16 protein-coding genes and 1 other RNA gene are annotated in these 16,773 nt (G+C 52.0%); 11 read left to right on the top strand and 6 right to left on the bottom strand.

Annotation, left to right across the window (positions count from 1 at the left end; all coding sequences use genetic code 11):
• Positions 1 to 115 precede the first annotated feature (115 nt).
• An RNA gene (gene rprA, locus FDX19_RS15110) (antisense sRNA RprA) lies at positions 116 to 223 on the bottom strand.
• 188 nt (positions 224 to 411) lie between these two features.
• Complete coding sequence (gene ydiK / locus FDX19_RS15105; RefSeq protein WP_137383335.1) at positions 412 to 1,521, bottom strand: AI-2E family transporter YdiK; 1,110 nt, start codon at positions 1,519 to 1,521, stop codon at positions 412 to 414.
• A 213-nt stretch (positions 1,522 to 1,734) separates the two neighbouring features.
• On the opposite strand from ydiK, the gene FDX19_RS15100 reads away from it, so the two are divergent.
• The 3 genes from FDX19_RS15100 to FDX19_RS15090 all read left to right on the top strand — a co-directional run bounded on the left by FDX19_RS15100 (position 1,735) and on the right by FDX19_RS15090 (position 5,464).
• Positions 1,735 to 4,791, top strand: coding sequence for an FAD-binding and (Fe-S)-binding domain-containing protein (locus FDX19_RS15100; RefSeq protein ID WP_137383334.1), 3,057 nt, complete (start codon positions 1,735 to 1,737; stop codon positions 4,789 to 4,791).
• Complete coding sequence (gene menI / locus FDX19_RS15095; protein ID WP_137383333.1) at positions 4,788 to 5,198, top strand: 1,4-dihydroxy-2-naphthoyl-CoA hydrolase; 411 nt, start codon at positions 4,788 to 4,790, stop codon at positions 5,196 to 5,198. Before FDX19_RS15100 ends, menI begins: the two co-directional genes overlap by 4 nt.
• 77 nt (positions 5,199 to 5,275) lie before the next feature.
• The gene (locus FDX19_RS15090) at positions 5,276 to 5,464 is read left to right on the top strand and encodes a YdiH family protein (protein WP_005120249.1); all 189 of its coding nucleotides are present in this window, start codon (positions 5,276 to 5,278) and stop codon (positions 5,462 to 5,464) included.
• 70 nt (positions 5,465 to 5,534) lie between these two features.
• Here FDX19_RS15090 and FDX19_RS15085 read toward each other — a convergent pair whose 3' ends face one another.
• Positions 5,535 to 6,386 carry a Vmh family MBL fold metallo-hydrolase gene (locus FDX19_RS15085; RefSeq protein WP_137383332.1) on the bottom strand — a complete coding sequence of 284 codons (852 nt, stop codon included), beginning with the start codon at positions 6,384 to 6,386 and terminating at the stop codon, positions 5,535 to 5,537.
• A 122-nt stretch (positions 6,387 to 6,508) separates the two neighbouring features.
• Here FDX19_RS15085 and FDX19_RS15080 point away from each other — a divergent pair, with 122 nt between their 5' ends.
• The 8 genes from FDX19_RS15080 to FDX19_RS15045 all read left to right on the top strand — a co-directional run bounded on the left by FDX19_RS15080 (position 6,509) and on the right by FDX19_RS15045 (position 14,529).
• Positions 6,509 to 7,384 carry a LysR family transcriptional regulator gene (locus FDX19_RS15080; RefSeq protein WP_137383331.1) on the top strand — a complete coding sequence of 292 codons (876 nt, stop codon included), beginning with the start codon at positions 6,509 to 6,511 and terminating at the stop codon, positions 7,382 to 7,384.
• 497 nt (positions 7,385 to 7,881) lie between these two features.
• Positions 7,882 to 8,250 (top strand): Fe-S cluster assembly scaffold SufA, encoded by a 369-nt coding sequence (gene sufA, locus FDX19_RS15075; RefSeq protein WP_137383330.1) that lies wholly within the window; start codon positions 7,882 to 7,884, stop codon positions 8,248 to 8,250.
• An 8-nt stretch (positions 8,251 to 8,258) separates the two neighbouring features.
• Complete coding sequence (gene sufB / locus FDX19_RS15070) at positions 8,259 to 9,746, top strand: Fe-S cluster assembly protein SufB (RefSeq protein WP_061067803.1); 1,488 nt, start codon at positions 8,259 to 8,261, stop codon at positions 9,744 to 9,746.
• A gap of 16 nt (positions 9,747 to 9,762) precedes the next feature.
• Entirely contained in the window at positions 9,763 to 10,509 is a 747-nt protein-coding gene (sufC, locus tag FDX19_RS15065) for a Fe-S cluster assembly ATPase SufC (protein WP_137383329.1), read from the top strand.
• The gene (gene sufD / locus FDX19_RS15060; protein WP_137383328.1) at positions 10,484 to 11,755 is read left to right on the top strand and encodes a Fe-S cluster assembly protein SufD; all 1,272 of its coding nucleotides are present in this window, start codon (positions 10,484 to 10,486) and stop codon (positions 11,753 to 11,755) included. Before sufC ends, sufD begins: the two co-directional genes overlap by 26 nt.
• A complete protein-coding gene (gene sufS / locus FDX19_RS15055) occupies positions 11,752 to 12,972 on the top strand; it encodes a cysteine desulfurase SufS (protein ID WP_137383327.1) in 1,221 nt (406 codons plus the stop codon). Before sufD ends, sufS begins: the two co-directional genes overlap by 4 nt.
• A 12-nt stretch (positions 12,973 to 12,984) precedes the next feature.
• The gene (gene sufE, locus FDX19_RS15050) at positions 12,985 to 13,401 is read left to right on the top strand and encodes a cysteine desulfuration protein SufE (RefSeq protein ID WP_137383326.1); all 417 of its coding nucleotides are present in this window, start codon (positions 12,985 to 12,987) and stop codon (positions 13,399 to 13,401) included.
• Between the two features lie 123 nt (positions 13,402 to 13,524).
• Positions 13,525 to 14,529: a L,D-transpeptidase family protein gene (locus FDX19_RS15045; RefSeq protein WP_137383455.1), complete on the top strand. Its 1,005-nt coding sequence runs from the start codon at positions 13,525 to 13,527 to the stop codon at positions 14,527 to 14,529.
• A 67-nt stretch (positions 14,530 to 14,596) separates the two neighbouring features.
• Here the strand turns inward: FDX19_RS15045 and lpp are convergent, their stop codons facing one another.
• The 3 genes from lpp to FDX19_RS25495 all read right to left on the bottom strand — a co-directional run bounded on the left by lpp (position 14,597) and on the right by FDX19_RS25495 (position 16,755).
• Positions 14,597 to 14,833 (bottom strand): murein lipoprotein Lpp, encoded by a 237-nt coding sequence (gene lpp, locus FDX19_RS15040; RefSeq protein WP_003029373.1) that lies wholly within the window; start codon positions 14,831 to 14,833, stop codon positions 14,597 to 14,599.
• A 307-nt stretch (positions 14,834 to 15,140) separates the two neighbouring features.
• Positions 15,141 to 16,553: a pyruvate kinase PykF gene (pykF, locus tag FDX19_RS15035; protein ID WP_137383325.1), complete on the bottom strand. Its 1,413-nt coding sequence runs from the start codon at positions 16,551 to 16,553 to the stop codon at positions 15,141 to 15,143.
• Positions 16,554 to 16,560: 7 nt separating this feature from the next.
• Positions 16,561 to 16,755, bottom strand: coding sequence for a hypothetical protein (locus tag FDX19_RS25495; RefSeq protein WP_245163452.1), 195 nt, complete (start codon positions 16,753 to 16,755; stop codon positions 16,561 to 16,563).
• Positions 16,756 to 16,773: the final 18 nt, after the last annotated feature.

The following is a 16,773-nucleotide window of genomic DNA, read 5'->3' as shown; positions in this document are numbered from 1 at the left end:
CTTGTGCAATATTATTTGTTATTAATCTGTGAAGTCGGTGCATTTGGCGTGAGAGTGAAATAAAACAATTGGCGAGCTGATGTGATGTAGGTCGTTAGGGGACGTGGAGTGCAGGATAAAAAAAAGCCCATCGTGGGAGATGGGCAAAGACTACACACAGCAATTCGTTGTTTCACTCAGGGGATTTCCATGCTTATAAATCAATGTGTTGATCTAAAGCCTTGGGGTAATAGTAGGCATGCGGGTTTTTCACGTCGATCAGATTCATCTCAATAGTTTAAAAACTGTAAAGAATTTGCGACATAAATGAGTACTCCCACAGGGCTGGCGTTGGGTTTGGTTCGGGGAGCGGTGATGTGTTTATCAGCGATATTAAACAATCAGGCGGCAGTGTTGCCGCCTGATGCTGTATTACTTATTGCTTTCGATTTCAGCGATTTCTTCGAGGATTTGATCCGGGTCGGTGCCCGGTGCCGGGGCTTCGTTGACCCATGCGGAGAACAGGCGCCATGAAACAGCCAGTACCACTGGGCCGATAAACAGACCAATCATCCCGAATGCAATTAACCCACCGATAACCCCGGAGAGAATAAGGATCAGCGGCAAATCAGCCCCCATACGAATCAGCATGGGACGAATAACGTTATCCAGTGTTCCGACCACGCCACTCCATACCAACAGCACCGTGCCCCAGGTAGAATCACCGGTCCAGTAAAGCCAGATAATGGCTGGAATCAGCACCGGTAAAGGCCCCAGTTGCACCAGACAGGAGAGGATCATCAACACCGCCAGTAGCGTCGCGTAAGGTACCCCCGTTACCGCCAGACCAATACCGCCGAGGACGGCCTGCACCAGCGCGGTGACGACCACGCCTAATGCAACCGCACGAATGGCTTGTGCTGCCAACAGGATTGCAGCGTCTCCGCGTTTCGATGCAAGACGGCAGGCGAAGTGGCGAATACCTAGCGCCACCTGCTCACCGCGCCAGTACAGCAGGGCGCTGAATAGCAACATCAAGCCACAGTGCATCATAAAGCGGCCAATATGCGCGGCCTGACCAACAAACCAGGTGGTTGTGGTACCGATATAGGGACGAACCTTAGCCATGATAGCCGAACCGCCCATATCCAACAGGCTGTGCCATGCGCCATAGAGTTTGGCACCCACCAGCGGAATACTGTTTAACCACGCCAGATCCGGCAGCGTCATATCGCCGGCGGTAACGGCATGGATCAAAGGACCACTGCCATCAACGATGCTGTTGACCAACAGGGCGATAGGAATAATGAATAACAGAACTAACAATAGGGTCATCACCAGCACGGCCAGTGAACGACGTCCCCACAGCAATTTTTGTATACGTATCAGGATGGGCCAGGTCGCAATGACCACCGTACCTGCCCAGGCAAAACCGAGGATAAAGGGTTGCACAATCCAGAGACAGGCCACAATCATGATGGCTAAAAACAGCACCGATAGCAGCACTTGTGCAATATCCCTGGGCTGACGGAAATTTACCATAAATACTTTTCACCTTTGTCTTTGCGTCAGAACGTTGACGCGACGTGAACACGTTAATCACACTCTATAATGATGAGCAATTTCAGCGGTTTTGAACAGGCGGATTCTGCCTGTAAATCTGCTGAGCGTATTAGAAAAAAATGTGATACAACAAACAAAGCAACACGCAAACGATTAAATTCACAACACAGACCGCAGGAAAGGGTCACTATAATGATTCCACAAATTTCTCAGGCGCCAGGTGTCGTTCAACTGGTGCTCAATTTTTTGCAGGCGCTGGAGCAGCAAGGGTTCACGGGCGATACGGCAACGAGCTATGCCGATCGTCTGACAATGTCGACGGATAACAGTATCTATCAGCTTCTGCCTGATGCCGTGGTTTTTCCTCGCTCGACGGCTGATGTGGCGCTTATCGCCCGCCTGGCGTCAGAACCGCTCTTTTCGTCGTTGATTTTTACCCCACGCGGCGGCGGCACAGGCACCAACGGTCAGGCGCTTAATCAGGGCATTATTGTTGATATGTCCCGTTACATGAGCCGCATCATCGAAATCAATGTGCAGGAAGGCTGGGTGCGGGTCGAGGCGGGGGTGATAAAAGATCAGCTTAACCAATATCTGAAACCCTACGGCTATTTCTTTGCGCCTGAATTGTCCACCAGTAACCGGGCGACGTTGGGGGGAATGATCAACACCGACGCTTCCGGGCAAGGTTCGCTGGTCTACGGTAAAACCTCCGATCATGTGCTGGGTATTCGCGCGGTATTGATGGGCGGGGATATTCTCGATACCCAGCCGATGCCGGTTGAATTTGCCGAAATGCTCGGTAAAAACAATACGGCGATTGGGCGTATCTATAAAACGGTTTATGAACGGTGTCGTGAGAATCGGCAGTTGATCATTGACAAGTTCCCCAAGCTCAATCGCTTTTTAACCGGCTACGACCTGCGGCACGTCTTCAATGATGAGATGACCGAGTTTGATTTAACTCGCATCCTTACGGGCTCTGAAGGTACGCTGGCATTTATCACCGAAGCCCGCCTTGATATCACGCCGCTGCCTAAAGTTCGGCGGCTGGTCAACGTCAAATACGATTCGTTTGACTCTGCATTGCGTAATGCGCCGGTGATGGTGGAGGCGCGTGCGCTGTCGGTCGAAACCGTCGATTCCAAAGTACTTAATCTGGCGCGGGAAGATATTGTCTGGCACTCCGTCAGCGAATTGATTACCGATGTCCCGAATAAAGAGATGCTCGGGCTGAATATCGTCGAGTTTGCGGGTGATGATGAAGCATTAATTGATTCGCAGGTCAGTGCGCTGTGTGAACGCCTGGACGGGCTAATTACCCGGCAGGAAGCCGGTGTGATTGGCTGGCAGCTGTGTACCGAACTGGCCGGCGTCGAGCGCATCTACGCCATGCGGAAAAAGGCCGTTGGTCTGCTGGGGAATGCCAAAGGCTCTGCGAAGCCGATTCCATTTGCCGAAGATACCTGCGTACCGCCGGAACACCTGGCCGACTATATTGCCGAGTTCCGTGCGCTACTCGACAGTCATGGCCTGAGCTATGGCATGTTTGGTCACGTGGATGCCGGGGTACTGCACGTCAGACCGGCGCTGGATATGTGCGATCCACAACAAGAAGTGCTGATGAAACGCATCTCTGATGATGTGGTGGCGCTGACGGCAAAATATGGTGGTCTGCTGTGGGGCGAACACGGAAAAGGTTTCCGTGCTGAGTACAGCCCGGCATTCTTTGGCGAAGAACTGTATCGCGAACTGCGTAAAGTGAAGTCGGCGTTTGATCCGCAAAACCGGCTCAATCCGGGGAAAATCTGTCCACCGGAAGGTGTTGATGCGCCGATGATGAAAGTGGACGCGGTGAAGCGCGGAACGTATGACCGCCAGATCCCGCTGGCCGTTCGCCAGGAGTGGCGTGGGGCAATGGAGTGTAACGGCAACGGGTTATGCTTTAACTTTGATGCGAAAAGCCCGATGTGTCCGTCGATGAAAATTAGCCTTAATCGCATTCACTCGCCAAAAGGGCGGGCAACGCTGGTTCGGGAATGGTTGCGTCTGTTGGCCGATCGTGGGATCGACCCCGTGAAACTGGAAAAAGAGTTGCCAGAAAAACGTGCCAGTTTACGTACGCTAATCGCCCGAACCCGCAACAGCTGGCATGCGCGTAAGGGCGAGTATGATTTCTCACATGAAGTGAAAGAGGCGATGTCCGGGTGTTTGGCATGTAAAGCCTGTTCTACGCAGTGCCCGATTAAAATCGATGTTCCGGAATTCCGCTCGCGCTTCCTGCAGCTGTATCACACGCGCTATCTGCGCCCGCTTCGCGATCACATGGTCGCCACCGTTGAGAGTTATGCACCGCTAATGGCGCGCGCACCTAAAACGTTCAACTTTTTCATCAATCAACCGCTGGTACGTAATCTGGCGAAAAAACACATCGGCATGGTGGATTTGCCGCTGTTGTCTGCGCCATCATTACAACGACAACTGGTCGGGCATCGTTCGGCCAATATGACGCTGGAACAGCTTGAAGCTCTCAGCCTGGAGCAAAAAGCCCGTACGGTGCTGGTGGTGCAGGACCCTTTCACCAGCTATTACGATGCACAGGTCGTGGCTGATTTCATCCGCCTGGTCGAAAAATTGGGTTTACAGCCGGTGCTGTTGCCATTCTCGCCTAACGGCAAAGCGCAGCATATAAAGGGCTTTTTAAACCGGTTTGCGAAAACGGCGAAAAAGACCGCTGAATTCCTCAACCGGGTGGCAAAGCTGAATATCCCGATGGTCGGTGTCGATCCGGCGCTGGTGCTATGTTATCGCGATGAATACAAGCTGGCGCTCGGCGAGCAGCGCGGTGATTTCCATGTCTTACTGGTCAATGAGTGGTTATCGGCTGTACTGGTGTCACAACCGCCGGTCGCTATCGGTGGCGAACCGTGGTACTTCTTCGGACACTGCACCGAAGTGACAGCTCTGCCGGGAGCGCCTGCGCAGTGGGCCGCGATTTTTGCCCGGTTTGGGGCCAAACTGGAAAATGTCAGCGTGGGGTGCTGCGGGATGGCGGGTACGTATGGCCATGAAGTGAAGAATCATCAGAACTCTTTAGGGATCTATGAGTTATCATGGCACCAGGCAATGCAACGATTGCCGCGTAACCGTTGTCTGGCCGCCGGGTATTCATGTCGCAGCCAGGTTAAACGCGTAGAGGGCACGGGCGTTCGCCACCCATTACAGGCATTACTGGAGATTATAGGATGATCTGGAAACGTGAAGTCACACTCGAGGCGCTCAACGCCATGGGTGAAGGAAATATGGTAGGGCTGCTCGATATTCGTTTTGTGCATATTGGCGACAATACTCTGGAAGCCACAATGCCCGTGGACCATCGCACCAAACAACCCTTTGGTTTGCTGCACGGCGGGGCGTCTGTCGTGCTGGCTGAGAGTATTGGCTCGGTGGCTGGATATCTGTGTACGCAGGGCGATCAAAAAGTGGTAGGCCTTGAAATTAACGCCAACCACGTTCGTTCTGCACGTGAAGGGCTCGTCAGAGGGGTGTGCAGCCCTGTGCATACCGGTTCACGTCATCAGGTGTGGCAAATCGAGATCTTTGATGAGCAGGGCCGGTTATGCTGCACCTCGCGACTGACGACCGCTATTTTGTGATGCATGTTGAGTTTGGTCATTATCTGCGCAGGTAATGGTGTTATACTGTGCAGGTTCTGAACACAAGCGAGGATGATATGTCTACCCAATTAGACCCGGCCCAACTGGCAATAGAATTTTTACGTCGTGATAAAACCGATCTTTCACCGGCTCAGTACCTGAAAAGACTGAAACAATTAGAGCTGGAGTTTGCCGATTTATTAACGCTCTCTTCGACTGAACTGAAAGAAGAGATCTATTTTGCCTGGCGCCTGGGCGTTCATTGATTCCGGTATGCCTGTCGTAATAAAAACCCCGACACATGTGTTCGGGGTTATTTTTTGCCTTAAACCTTGTTTACCACTTCATCTCACCGGTATTCACTTTCGCACTCAGTTCCAGAGAGCTTTCGTCAGCAAGACCCGGCCATGCGGCGGTCATTGTTTTTATCACGTAGGCTGAACCTTTTTTCGTGCCCAGCGCCTGTTCAAACGACTGAAGGTAATCCTGGGTGAAGCGAATCGCTTTATCACCCGCCGGGCGTTCACCAATATAATGACCGGGAACCACCTGGGCGGGATGTAATTGCTGCATTTCGCTCAGCACGTTACGCCATGCCGTGCGCTCTGCTGATGACTGCGTGTCCGCTGTCCAGACGTGAATACCTGAAGCGATACCGGTTCCGCCAATGATGGCGCGGTTCGCCGGGATCCAGACATACGCCGCATAGTCATTAGGATGGCGTAATTCCAGCGTTTCGCCATCAACCGTAAAGCGTGTTTGCGTGGTGGCCTGCGGTACAGTGAGCGAAGTGGGGGCACCGTCTTTCATCTGTGGGCCCCAGAACTGTAATTTGGCTTCTTTGGTGGCACGAATATGATCCACCACGTGCGGTGTAGCCAGCACGTTGACACCGGGGAAGGCTTTGACGAGTGGCTCAAGGCCAAAATAGAAATCCGGATCGCCAGACGTGATCACAATGGCTTTCAGCGTCTTACCGCTGGAGCGAATCATTTGCACCAGTTTTTCACCGTCTTGGGTGCTGAATTGGGCATCAAACAAAATGGCTTCTTTCGGGCCGGACACCAGCGTAGAAGAGACCGGGAAAATAGCCTTTTCCTGCGGATTATAGACATCCAGCTGTAGTGGAGCGGCAAACGCCGAAGAGGCAAACAGGGGTAACAGCATAGCCAGTGTATTGATTTTCATAACGGGGAACCTTGTGCAGGACATTGTCTTTTGATCGTTCCCGTATTTTAAGGAAATTCGGATCTGTTAGAATTCCCATATCAGGACATGCTGAGTTTCATAAAACGATCGGATGGGATGCAATGGACAGAGTCATGGCGGCAACCGTTTTTAACCACATCTGTGATTTAGGCAGTTTGAGTGCCGCCGCGCGTGCGCTGGGGCTTTCCCGACCGATGGTCAGTCGCTATCTGGATGAGATGGAAAAGTGGACCGGGGCGCGGCTTATCCATCGTTCATCACGACGGTTGACAATCACGCCTGCCGGCGAAGAGGCATTGGTGAAAACCCGCACCCTGGCACAACTTTCGCGAGATATCGGTGCCGCCGGGCTCGCGCAAACCCCATCGGGTACGCTACGGGTGGCGTGCGCACATTTTACTGCCATACATATTCTGGCGCCGGTGCTGCCCGCGTTTCTGGCTCGCTATCCTGAACTCCGCATTGAAGTTGAGATCAACAATCAACCGGTAAGCCTGGTTGGGGAGCGTATCGATGTGGCGATCCGCATCACGGAAAATCCCGAACCCGGAACGATTGCCCGGCGCTTAGGGGATTGTGAATCGGTGTTATGTGCCTCTGTGGATTACCTTAACCAGCACGGCATCCCAAAAACCGTCGACGATCTTGCGCAGCATAATTGCCTTTATTACAGCGGATTTGCCGGAAAGTCATGGCATTTTCTCGATGCGCAAGGGCAAGCCGTCACGGTGGCCATTAAAGGTAATTTAAGCGCTGGTATCTCGTCGCTGCTATGTGAATCCGCTCTGGCGGGGATGGGGATTGCGTTGGTTCCTGAGCAGGAGGCGAGAGAAGGGCTGGCGCAGGGGAGATTAATACGGCTTCTACCGCAACTACAGCCTAAACGCCTGCCGATTTATGGTTTATATCTTTCCCGCGATCACCAGCCAGCGGGGCTGCGACTGTTGTTGGACGCACTGAATGAGACACCGCGCTAACGATGTGATTGAGCGTGTTTATAAAAGAGTCAAAGCGCAATTTGTGTTAAAAAAAATTTCTCAGGGTATGAGATTCTTCCTAGTGCCCCTTCAAGAGCTAAGCCATTATGAGTGCCGGAGATAAGCGCCGGATGGGGTCGGAACCCTTAAGTCTGTCAGCAACGCAAGCAGACTTAAGGGTTTTTTATGGCCCACATGCGTTTTGAACCGCATTACTCCCGCCGTAGTCATCCCCACCTATCCCTTAAATAGACATTATCTATACATCTTTTAGCATTTGACCTGCCGGAATGATTACATATTCATAATCTATTATTAATCAATGTATTGAACAAAAAAATCCATCCCTGTTAACCCTCGCCGCAGGGTCTATGCTTAATAAAAGTCGTCAAAAAGGGCGGTTAACCCGAATGCCCCTGCTGTTGAGGGGTTGAAGTGATAATCATTATCACTAACATGGTGTTATAGCTTGCAAGCTAATGACTCGAGGTAACCCTATGGAATTGCATTCAGGAACATTTAATCCCAACGATTTTGCGTGGCGCGGGCTCACGTTAACGCCAGCGGCAGCGGCGCATATCCGTGAACTGGTGGCAAGGCAACCCGATATGTTGGGCGTGCGATTAGGCGTGAAACAAACCGGGTGCGCGGGATTCGGCTATGTGCTGGACACCGTCAGGCAACCTGAGAAAGACGATCTGCTATTTGAAACAGAGGGCGCCAGACTTTATGTCCCGTTACAGGCGATGCCGTTTATCGATGGAACTGAAGTCGATTTCGTGCGTGAAGGATTAAATCAGTTATTTAAATTTCATAACCCGAAAGCCCAGAACGAATGTGGCTGTGGCGAAAGCTTTGGGGTATAGGCGGTACTATGTCTCGTAATACTGAAGCAACTGACGATGTCAACACCTGGGCTGGCGGGCACCTCAATTACAAAGAGGGGTTCTTTACCCAACTCAAAACCGATGAGCTGGCCAAAGGGATCAACGAAGAGGTGGTGCGGGCAATTTCGGCCAAACGAAATGAACCCGACTGGATGCTGGAATTCCGTCTGAATGCGTTTAACGCGTGGCTGACGATGGAAGAACCACACTGGCTAAAAGCGCACTATGACAAACTGAACTACCAGGATTACAGCTATTACTCGGCACCTTCTTGCGGCAACTGTGATGAAACCTGCGCCTCTGAGCCGGGAGCGGTGCAACAAACGGGCGCGAATGCGTTTTTAAGCAAAGAGGTTGAAGACGCGTTCGAGCAGCTTGGCGTGCCGGTCCGTGAAGGCAAAGAAGTGGCGGTGGATGCCATTTTCGATTCGGTGTCAGTCGCAACGACCTACCGCGATAAGCTGGCGGAGCAGGGTATTATTTTCTGCTCGTTCGGCGAGGCCATTCACGATCATCCTGAACTGGTAAAAAAATACCTCGGTACCGTCGTCCCGGGGAATGACAACTTCTTTGCCGCGCTGAATGCGGCGGTAGCATCAGACGGCACGTTTATTTATGTGCCGAAAGGCGTGCGTTGCCCAATGGAACTGTCGACCTATTTCCGTATCAATGCAGAAAAAACCGGACAGTTTGAACGCACGATTCTGGTGGCGGATGAGGGGAGTTACGTCAGCTATATCGAAGGTTGTTCGGCGCCGGTGCGTGACAGTTACCAGCTGCATGCGGCGGTGGTCGAGGTGATCATCCATAAAGATGCTGAGGTGAAGTATTCCACGGTACAAAACTGGTTCCCCGGCGATGGCAATACCGGCGGCATCCTGAATTTCGTGACCAAACGTGCGCTGTGTGAAGGCGAAAACAGCAAAATGTCATGGACGCAGTCAGAGACCGGCTCAGCCATTACCTGGAAATACCCGAGCTGCATTCTGCGCGGTGATAATTCGATCGGCGAATTCTACTCCGTTGCGCTGACCAGCGGTCATCAGCAGGCTGATACCGGCACCAAAATGATCCACATTGGCAAGAACACGAAATCGACCATTATCTCGAAAGGGATTTCCGCCGGACATAGCCAGAACAGCTACCGCGGCTTAGTGAAAATTATGCCAACCGCCACTAACGCCCGTAACTACACCCAATGTGACTCAATGCTGATTGGTGCGGACTGTGGGGCACATACCTTCCCGTATGTTGAGTGCCGAAACAACAGCGCTCAGCTTGAACATGAAGCGACGACCTCGCGCATTGGTGAAGACCAGTTGTTCTACTGCCTGCAACGTGGCATCAGCGAGGAAGATGCTATTTCAATGATCGTCAATGGCTTCTGTAAAGACGTGTTCTCTGAGCTGCCGCTGGAATTTGCTGTGGAAGCGCAAAAACTTCTCGCCATAAGTCTTGAACACAGCGTCGGCTAAAATTTAAGGAAAGCACATGTTAAGCATTAAAGATTTACAGGTCAGTGTGGAAGAGAAGGCGATCCTGCGTGGGCTGAGTCTTGAGATTCGCCCCGGGGAAGTACACGCCATTATGGGGCCGAACGGTTCCGGGAAAAGCACGTTGTCTGCGACACTCGCCGGACGAGAAGATTATGAAGTCACGGGCGGGACGGTTGAGTTTAACGGTAAGAACTTGCTGGAACTGTCACCGGAAGACCGGGCCGGTGAAGGGATCTTTATGGCATTTCAGTATCCGGTGGAGATCCCCGGCGTCAGCAATCAGTTTTTCCTGCAAACGGCACTGAATGCGGTGCGCAGCTACCGTGGCGAAGAGTCGCTGGACCGCTTTGACTTCCAGGATCTGATGGAAGAGAAAATTGCGTTGTTGAAGATGCCGGAAGATCTGCTGACGCGTTCGGTAAACGTCGGTTTCTCCGGTGGGGAGAAAAAACGTAACGACATTCTGCAAATGGCGGTACTGGAACCCCAACTGTGCATTCTTGATGAGTCTGACTCTGGTCTGGATATCGACGCGCTGAAAATCGTCGCTGATGGCGTGAACGCATTGCGTGACGGAAAGCGTTCGTTTGTGATTGTCACCCACTACCAGCGAATCCTCGACTATATCAAACCCGATTACGTCCACGTTCTCTACCAGGGGCGCATTGTGAAGTCCGGTGATTTTACGTTGGTTAAACAGCTGGAGGAGCAAGGGTATGGCTGGCTTAGTGAACAGCAGTAACGTGCTCCAGCAGTGGCATCATCTGTTTGAAGCGCAGGGGGAGCGTCGCTCACAGCATGCGCAACAACACCTGCAACAGATGTTGCGGCTGGGGTTGCCGACGCGTAAACATGAGGACTGGAAATATACGCCGCTGGAAGGGTTAACCAACGGCCAGTTTGTCAGCCGTTTTTCTGCAATAACGCCAGCACAGTGCGACGCGTTGAGCGGCGCTATTGATGCACTACGTCTGGTGTTTGTTGACGGTCAGTACTGCGAGGCGCTTAGCGACAGCATGGACGGCAGCGGCTTTGACATTACCGTTGATGATGCGCGTCAGGCGCTCCCTGCGGCTATCCAGCCAGAGGTGTTCCTGCATCTGACCGAAAGCCTTTCACGCAGCGTCACGCACATTCAGGTCAAACGACATCAACGTCCAGCGAAACCGCTGCTGTTGATGCACATCACCCAGGGACTGGCGGGTGATGAAGTGAATACCGCGCACTATCGCCACCATCTTGAACTGGCTGAAGGCGCAGAAGCTACCGTCATTGAGCACTATGTTAGCCTGAATGCGCATCGACATTTTACCGGCGCACGCTTAACGATGAACGTGGCGGCAAATGCCCATTTGCACCATCTCAAACTGGCGTTTGAGAATCCGGTTAGCCACCATTTCGCGCATAACGATATCCAGTTAGGGGCAGATGCGACGGCGATGAGTTACAGCTTCTTACTCGGTGGTGCGGTTTTACGCCATAACACCAGTACCCAGCTTAATGGGGAGAACAGCACGCTGCGCCTTAACAGTCTGGCGATGCCGGTGAAAAATGAAGTTTGCGATACCCGAACCTGGCTTGAACACAATAAGGGATATTGCAACAGCCGCCAGTTACATAAAACGATTGTCAGTGATAAAGGCCGGGCGGTGTTTAATGGCCTGATTAACGTGGCGCAGCATGCCATTAAAACTGACGGTCAGATGACGAACAATAATTTACTGCTCGGTAAACTGGCAGAAGTGGACACCAAGCCGCAACTGGAAATCTACGCTGATGACGTGAAATGCAGCCACGGGGCGACGGTAGGGCGGATCGACGATGAACAGATGTTCTATCTGCGTTCGCGTGGGATTGGCCAGCAGGATGCCCAACAGATGATTCTCTACGCGTTTGCCGCTGAGCTGACGGAAGCCCTGATCGATGAAACGCTGAAACAACAGGTACTGGCGCGGATAGCCCAACGTCTGCCGGGAGGCGTAGCATGACATTTCCCATTGAAAAAGTACGGGCGGACTTTCCGGTCCTGACGCGTGAGGTCAACGGCTTACCGCTGGCTTATCTCGACAGTGCTGCCAGTGCGCAAAAGCCCAACCAGGTGATTGATGCCGAGGCTGAGTTTTATCGGCATGGCTATGCGGCAGTCCATCGGGGTATTCATACGCTCAGTGCCCAGGCGACGGAAAAAATGGAGAATGTACGCAAGCTGGCGTCATTGTTTATTAACGCACGTTCTGCCGAAGAACTGGTGTTTGTCCGCGGCACGACGGAGGGCATCAACCTGGTGGCGAACAGCTGGGGCAGTAGCAATGTCCGGGCGGGTGATAACATCATCATCAGTGAAATGGAACACCACGCCAATATTGTCCCCTGGCAGATGCTGTGCGCTCGTGTAGGTGCGGAACTGCGTGTTATCCCACTGAATGCCGATGGGACGTTGCAACTGGAAACATTGCCGACGCTGTTTGATGACCGCACGCAACTGCTGGCCATTACCCACGTATCGAATGTCCTGGGCACGGAAAACCCGCTGCCGGAGATGATTGAGCTGGCGCATCAGTTCGGCGCAAAAGTGCTGGTAGACGGCGCGCAGGCGGTCATGCATCACCCGGTGGACGTGCAGGCACTGGATTGTGACTTTTATGTTTTCTCCGGACATAAGCTGTATGGACCCACCGGCATTGGCGTGCTGTATGCCAGAGAGTCGTTGCTGCAGGAAATGCCGCCGTGGGAAGGCGGTGGCTCGATGATAGCAACCGTCAGTCTGAGCCAGGGAACAACGTGGGCCAAAGCCCCCTGGCGTTTTGAAGCCGGAACGCCGAACACCGGAGGGATTATCGGTCTGGGAGCGGCCATTGAATACGTTAGCGCGCTGGGGCTTACTGAAATCAGTGAATATGAGCAGTTCATGATGCGTTATGCGCTGGAGCAACTGGCGGAGGTACCTAATCTGACGCTCTACGGCCCGGAAAACCGTTTAGGCGTGATCGCCTTTAACCTGGGCAAGCATCACGCGTATGACGTCGGTAGCTTTCTTGATAACTATGGAATTGCCGTGCGCACGGGGCATCACTGCGCGATGCCGTTGATGGCTTATTATCACGTTCCCGCGATGTGCCGGGCTTCCATTGCCATGTATAACACCCATGAAGAAGTGGATCGCCTGGTGACGGGACTCAAGCGTATTCATCACTTGCTGGGATAACAGGGAGGCATTATGGCTGCGCTACCGGATAAAGAAAAACTGTTGCGTAATTTTCTGCGTTGCGCTAATTGGGAAGAGAAATACCTGTACATCATTGAACTGGGTCAGCGGCTGCCGGAATTAACTGCCGACGATCGCTGCCCGGAAAATAGCATTCAGGGATGTCAAAGTCAGGTATGGATTGTTATGCGGCAGAATGCTGAAGGTATTATTGAATTACAGGGCGACAGTGATGCGGCAATTGTGAAAGGACTTATCGCCGTCGTCTTCATTTTGTATGACCGGATGACGGCTCAGGATATTGTGAATTTTGATGTGCGTCCGTGGTTCGAAAAAATGGCGCTCGCACAGCATCTCACACCTTCACGTTCACAGGGACTGGAAGCGATGATACGGGCGATCCGCTCCAAAGCCGCAACTCTTAGCTAAACTGATAAAACACGTCATCTTTCAGGCTGACTGGAATGATTCCGTGAAAGGCACCGCAATGACTCGTAGGCCGGATCGGACGCTTGCCGTCATCCGGCAATAACGCCAGGGGGGTGAGTGAGTATGAAACGCGCGTCTATTATTACGTTAATGCTGATCGGCGCTTACAGCGCTATACAGGCCGCTTGGGCGGTCGATTATCCGTTGCCTGCGGCGAATAGCCGTCTTGTTGGGCAAAATCAAACCTACACCGTGCAGGAAGGCGATAAGAATCTCCAGGCGATAGCCCGGCGTTTTGACACCGCTGCAATGCTGATCCTTGAAGCAAATAACACCATAGCCCCCGTACCCAGGCCTGGAACCCTGATAACCATTCCCTCGCAATTATTGCTACCGGATGTGCCACGCGAAGGCATTATTGTGAATCTGGCGGAACTGCGTTTGTATTACTTCCCGCCGGGAGAAAAAATTGTTCAGGTCTTCCCCATTGGCATTGGTTTGCAGGGGCTGGAAACACCGGTGATGGAAACCCGTATTGGGCAGAAAATACCCAATCCGACCTGGACGCCTACACCGGGCATCCGTAAGCGCTCTCTGGAGCGCGGCATCACATTACCGCCGGTAGTACCTGCGGGGCCAAATAACCCGTTAGGACGCTTTGCATTGCGTCTGGCGCATGGAAATGGTGAATACCTGATCCATGGAACCAGCGCACCTGACAGTGTTGGCCTGCGCGTAAGCTCTGGTTGTATCCGTATGAACGCGCCGGATATCAAAGCGCTGTTCGAGCAGGTGCGGCCAGGTACGCCTGTCAGAGTAATCAACGAGCCGATAAAGTACTCCGTTGAGCCAAATGGTATGCGCTATGTTGAGGTGCACAGGCCGTTGTCACCGGAAGAGGAACAAAACGTTCAGACCATGCCCTATGTATTACCGGCAGGTTTTAATCAGTTCAAAGAGAATAAGGCCGTCGATAACAGTCTGGTTGAGAGAGCGCTGTATCGCCGTGCGGGGTATCCCGTGACCGTTAGTTCCGGGCAGACACCGGTTGTTGCCAATGGACCCGAAGTGACGTCAGCGCAGAACGGTGCGCCAGGGGAGGATGCGCAGATGCGCACAACGCAGTAACAGGGAAGGAAATAACGGGCAAAAAAAATGGCGCACAATGTGCGCCATTTTTATTACACAGATACTATTACTTGCGGTATTTAGTAGCTGCGTTGTCCAGACGCTGGTTAGCGCGAGCTGCGTCATCTTTAGCAGCCTGAACGTCGGAACGCATTGCGTTCACGTCGTTGCTCAGCTGGTCAACTTTAGCGTTCAGAGTCTGAACGTCAGAAGACAGCTGATCGATTTTAGCGTTGCTGGAGCAACCTGCCAGCAGAGTAGAACCCAGGATTACCGCGCCCAGTACCAGTTTAGTACGATTCATTATTAATACCCTCTAGATTGAGTTAATCTCCATGTAGCGTTACAAGTATTACACAAAGTTTTTTATGTTGAGAATATTTTTTTGATGGGAATGCACTTATTTTTGATCGTTCGCTCAAAGAAGCATCGAATTGTGCAAAAACAGCCAAAAACCCGAGAGAAAACAGAAAGCTTCCATCGGATTCATCTTAGATAATCTCGGATTAGATAGTGAAATCCGATTTGATTTTTTATTAATCGTGGCTATCAAGAAAATAAAAAAGCGCCGCAAGGGCGCTTTTTAAGCAAATTAATTCGCGATGGAATTATTACAGCACGTGAACAGATGCCGTATTGGTCGTGCCGCTCGGAACCAGTGCGCCGGAAACCATAACAACGACGTCACCTTTCTGTGCCAGACCGCTTTCCAGAGCCACTTCTTTGCCCAGACGGTAGAAATCATCAGTAGAGGTGATTTCTTTAACAACCTGTGCAACGACGCCTTTGCTCAGCACCAGCTGGCGAGCGGTAGTTTCGTTGGTGGTCAGCGCCAGGATGGTGGCATCCGGGAAGTATTTACGCACAGCACGTGCAGATTTACCGCCCTGGGTTGCCACGACGATCAGCGGAGCATCCAGTTTTTCTGCAGTTTCAACAGCACCACGGCACACAGCTTCAGTGATGCGCAGTTTACGGCTGTCATTATTGAAGTCCAGACGGCTGGTCATCACACGGTCGGTACGTTCGCAGATGGTGGCCATGATGGTCACCGCTTCCAGCGGGTATTTACCTTTCGCGGATTCACCTGACAGCATAACGGCATCGGTGCCGTCGAGGATGGCGTTCGCCACGTCGCCGGCTTCAGCACGGGTCGGACGTGGGTTTTTGATCATGGAATCCAGCATCTGGGTCGCAGTGATAACGACCTTACGTGCACGGATACATTTCTCGATGATCATCTTCTGCGCGAAGATAACTTCTTCAACCGGGATCTCAACGCCCATGTCGCCACGAGCAACCATGATGCCGTCGGATGCTTCGAGGATTTCGTCGAAGTTGTTCAGGCCTTCCTGGTTTTCAATCTTGGAGATGATCTGGATGTTTTCGCCGCCGTGTGCTTTCAGATGCTCACGGATTTCAACGACGTCAGAACGTTTACGGATAAAGGAGGCCGCAACGAAGTCAACGCCTTGCTCACAACCGAAGATCAGGTCCTGTTTGTCTTTTTCAGCCAGTGCTGGCAGGGCAATGGAAACGCCTGGCAGGTTAACGCCTTTGTTTTCGCCCAGATCGCCGTTGTTCAGCACTTTACAGATAACTTTGTTACCTTCGATAGCGGTAACTTCCATGCCAATCAGGCCATCATCAACCAGTACGGTGTTGCCAACAGACAGGTCTTTCGTGAAGCCTTCATAGGTAACCGCAACGATTTCGTTGTTACCTACAACAGATTTGTCGGTAGTGAAAGTGAAGGTCTGGCCCGCTTTCAGAGAAACGTCGTTGCCGCCTTCCAGCTTAATGGTACGGATTTCCGGACCTTTGGTATCGAGCAGAATCGCGGCTTTTTTACCGGTTTTGCTCATGACGTTGCGCAAATTCTTGATGCGCTGACCGTGTTCTGCGTAATCACCGTGGGAGAAGTTCAGACGCATGACGTTCATGCCCGCGTCCAGCATTTTGGATAACATCTCTTCGGATTCGGTTTTCGGACCGATGGTGCAAACAATTTTCGTCTTTTTCATGACAGTCTTAGTCTTTAAGTTGAGAAGGATATGGAAATCTGGCTTCCATCGCGCACGGATGGAAAGCTAAACCTGAGTTACGAAAGTTGTGATGCCTCGCTCTAAGAATAGGTGACATCGATAAAGCGTGCAGAGGAATGTGTGCTTGCGTTTCAGCCCAACGGGATGGTGAGTTTTGTAGTCGTTGAGTTTTACAGGTCAATGTGCTGAAACCATTCAA

Origin of the sequence: Citrobacter sp. wls619, assembly GCF_005281345.1 — a bacterium.
Classification (GTDB): domain Bacteria; phylum Pseudomonadota; class Gammaproteobacteria; order Enterobacterales; family Enterobacteriaceae; genus Citrobacter.
Note: the sequence above shows the minus strand (reverse complement) of the source record. Positions and strands in the feature narration are given on the sequence as shown.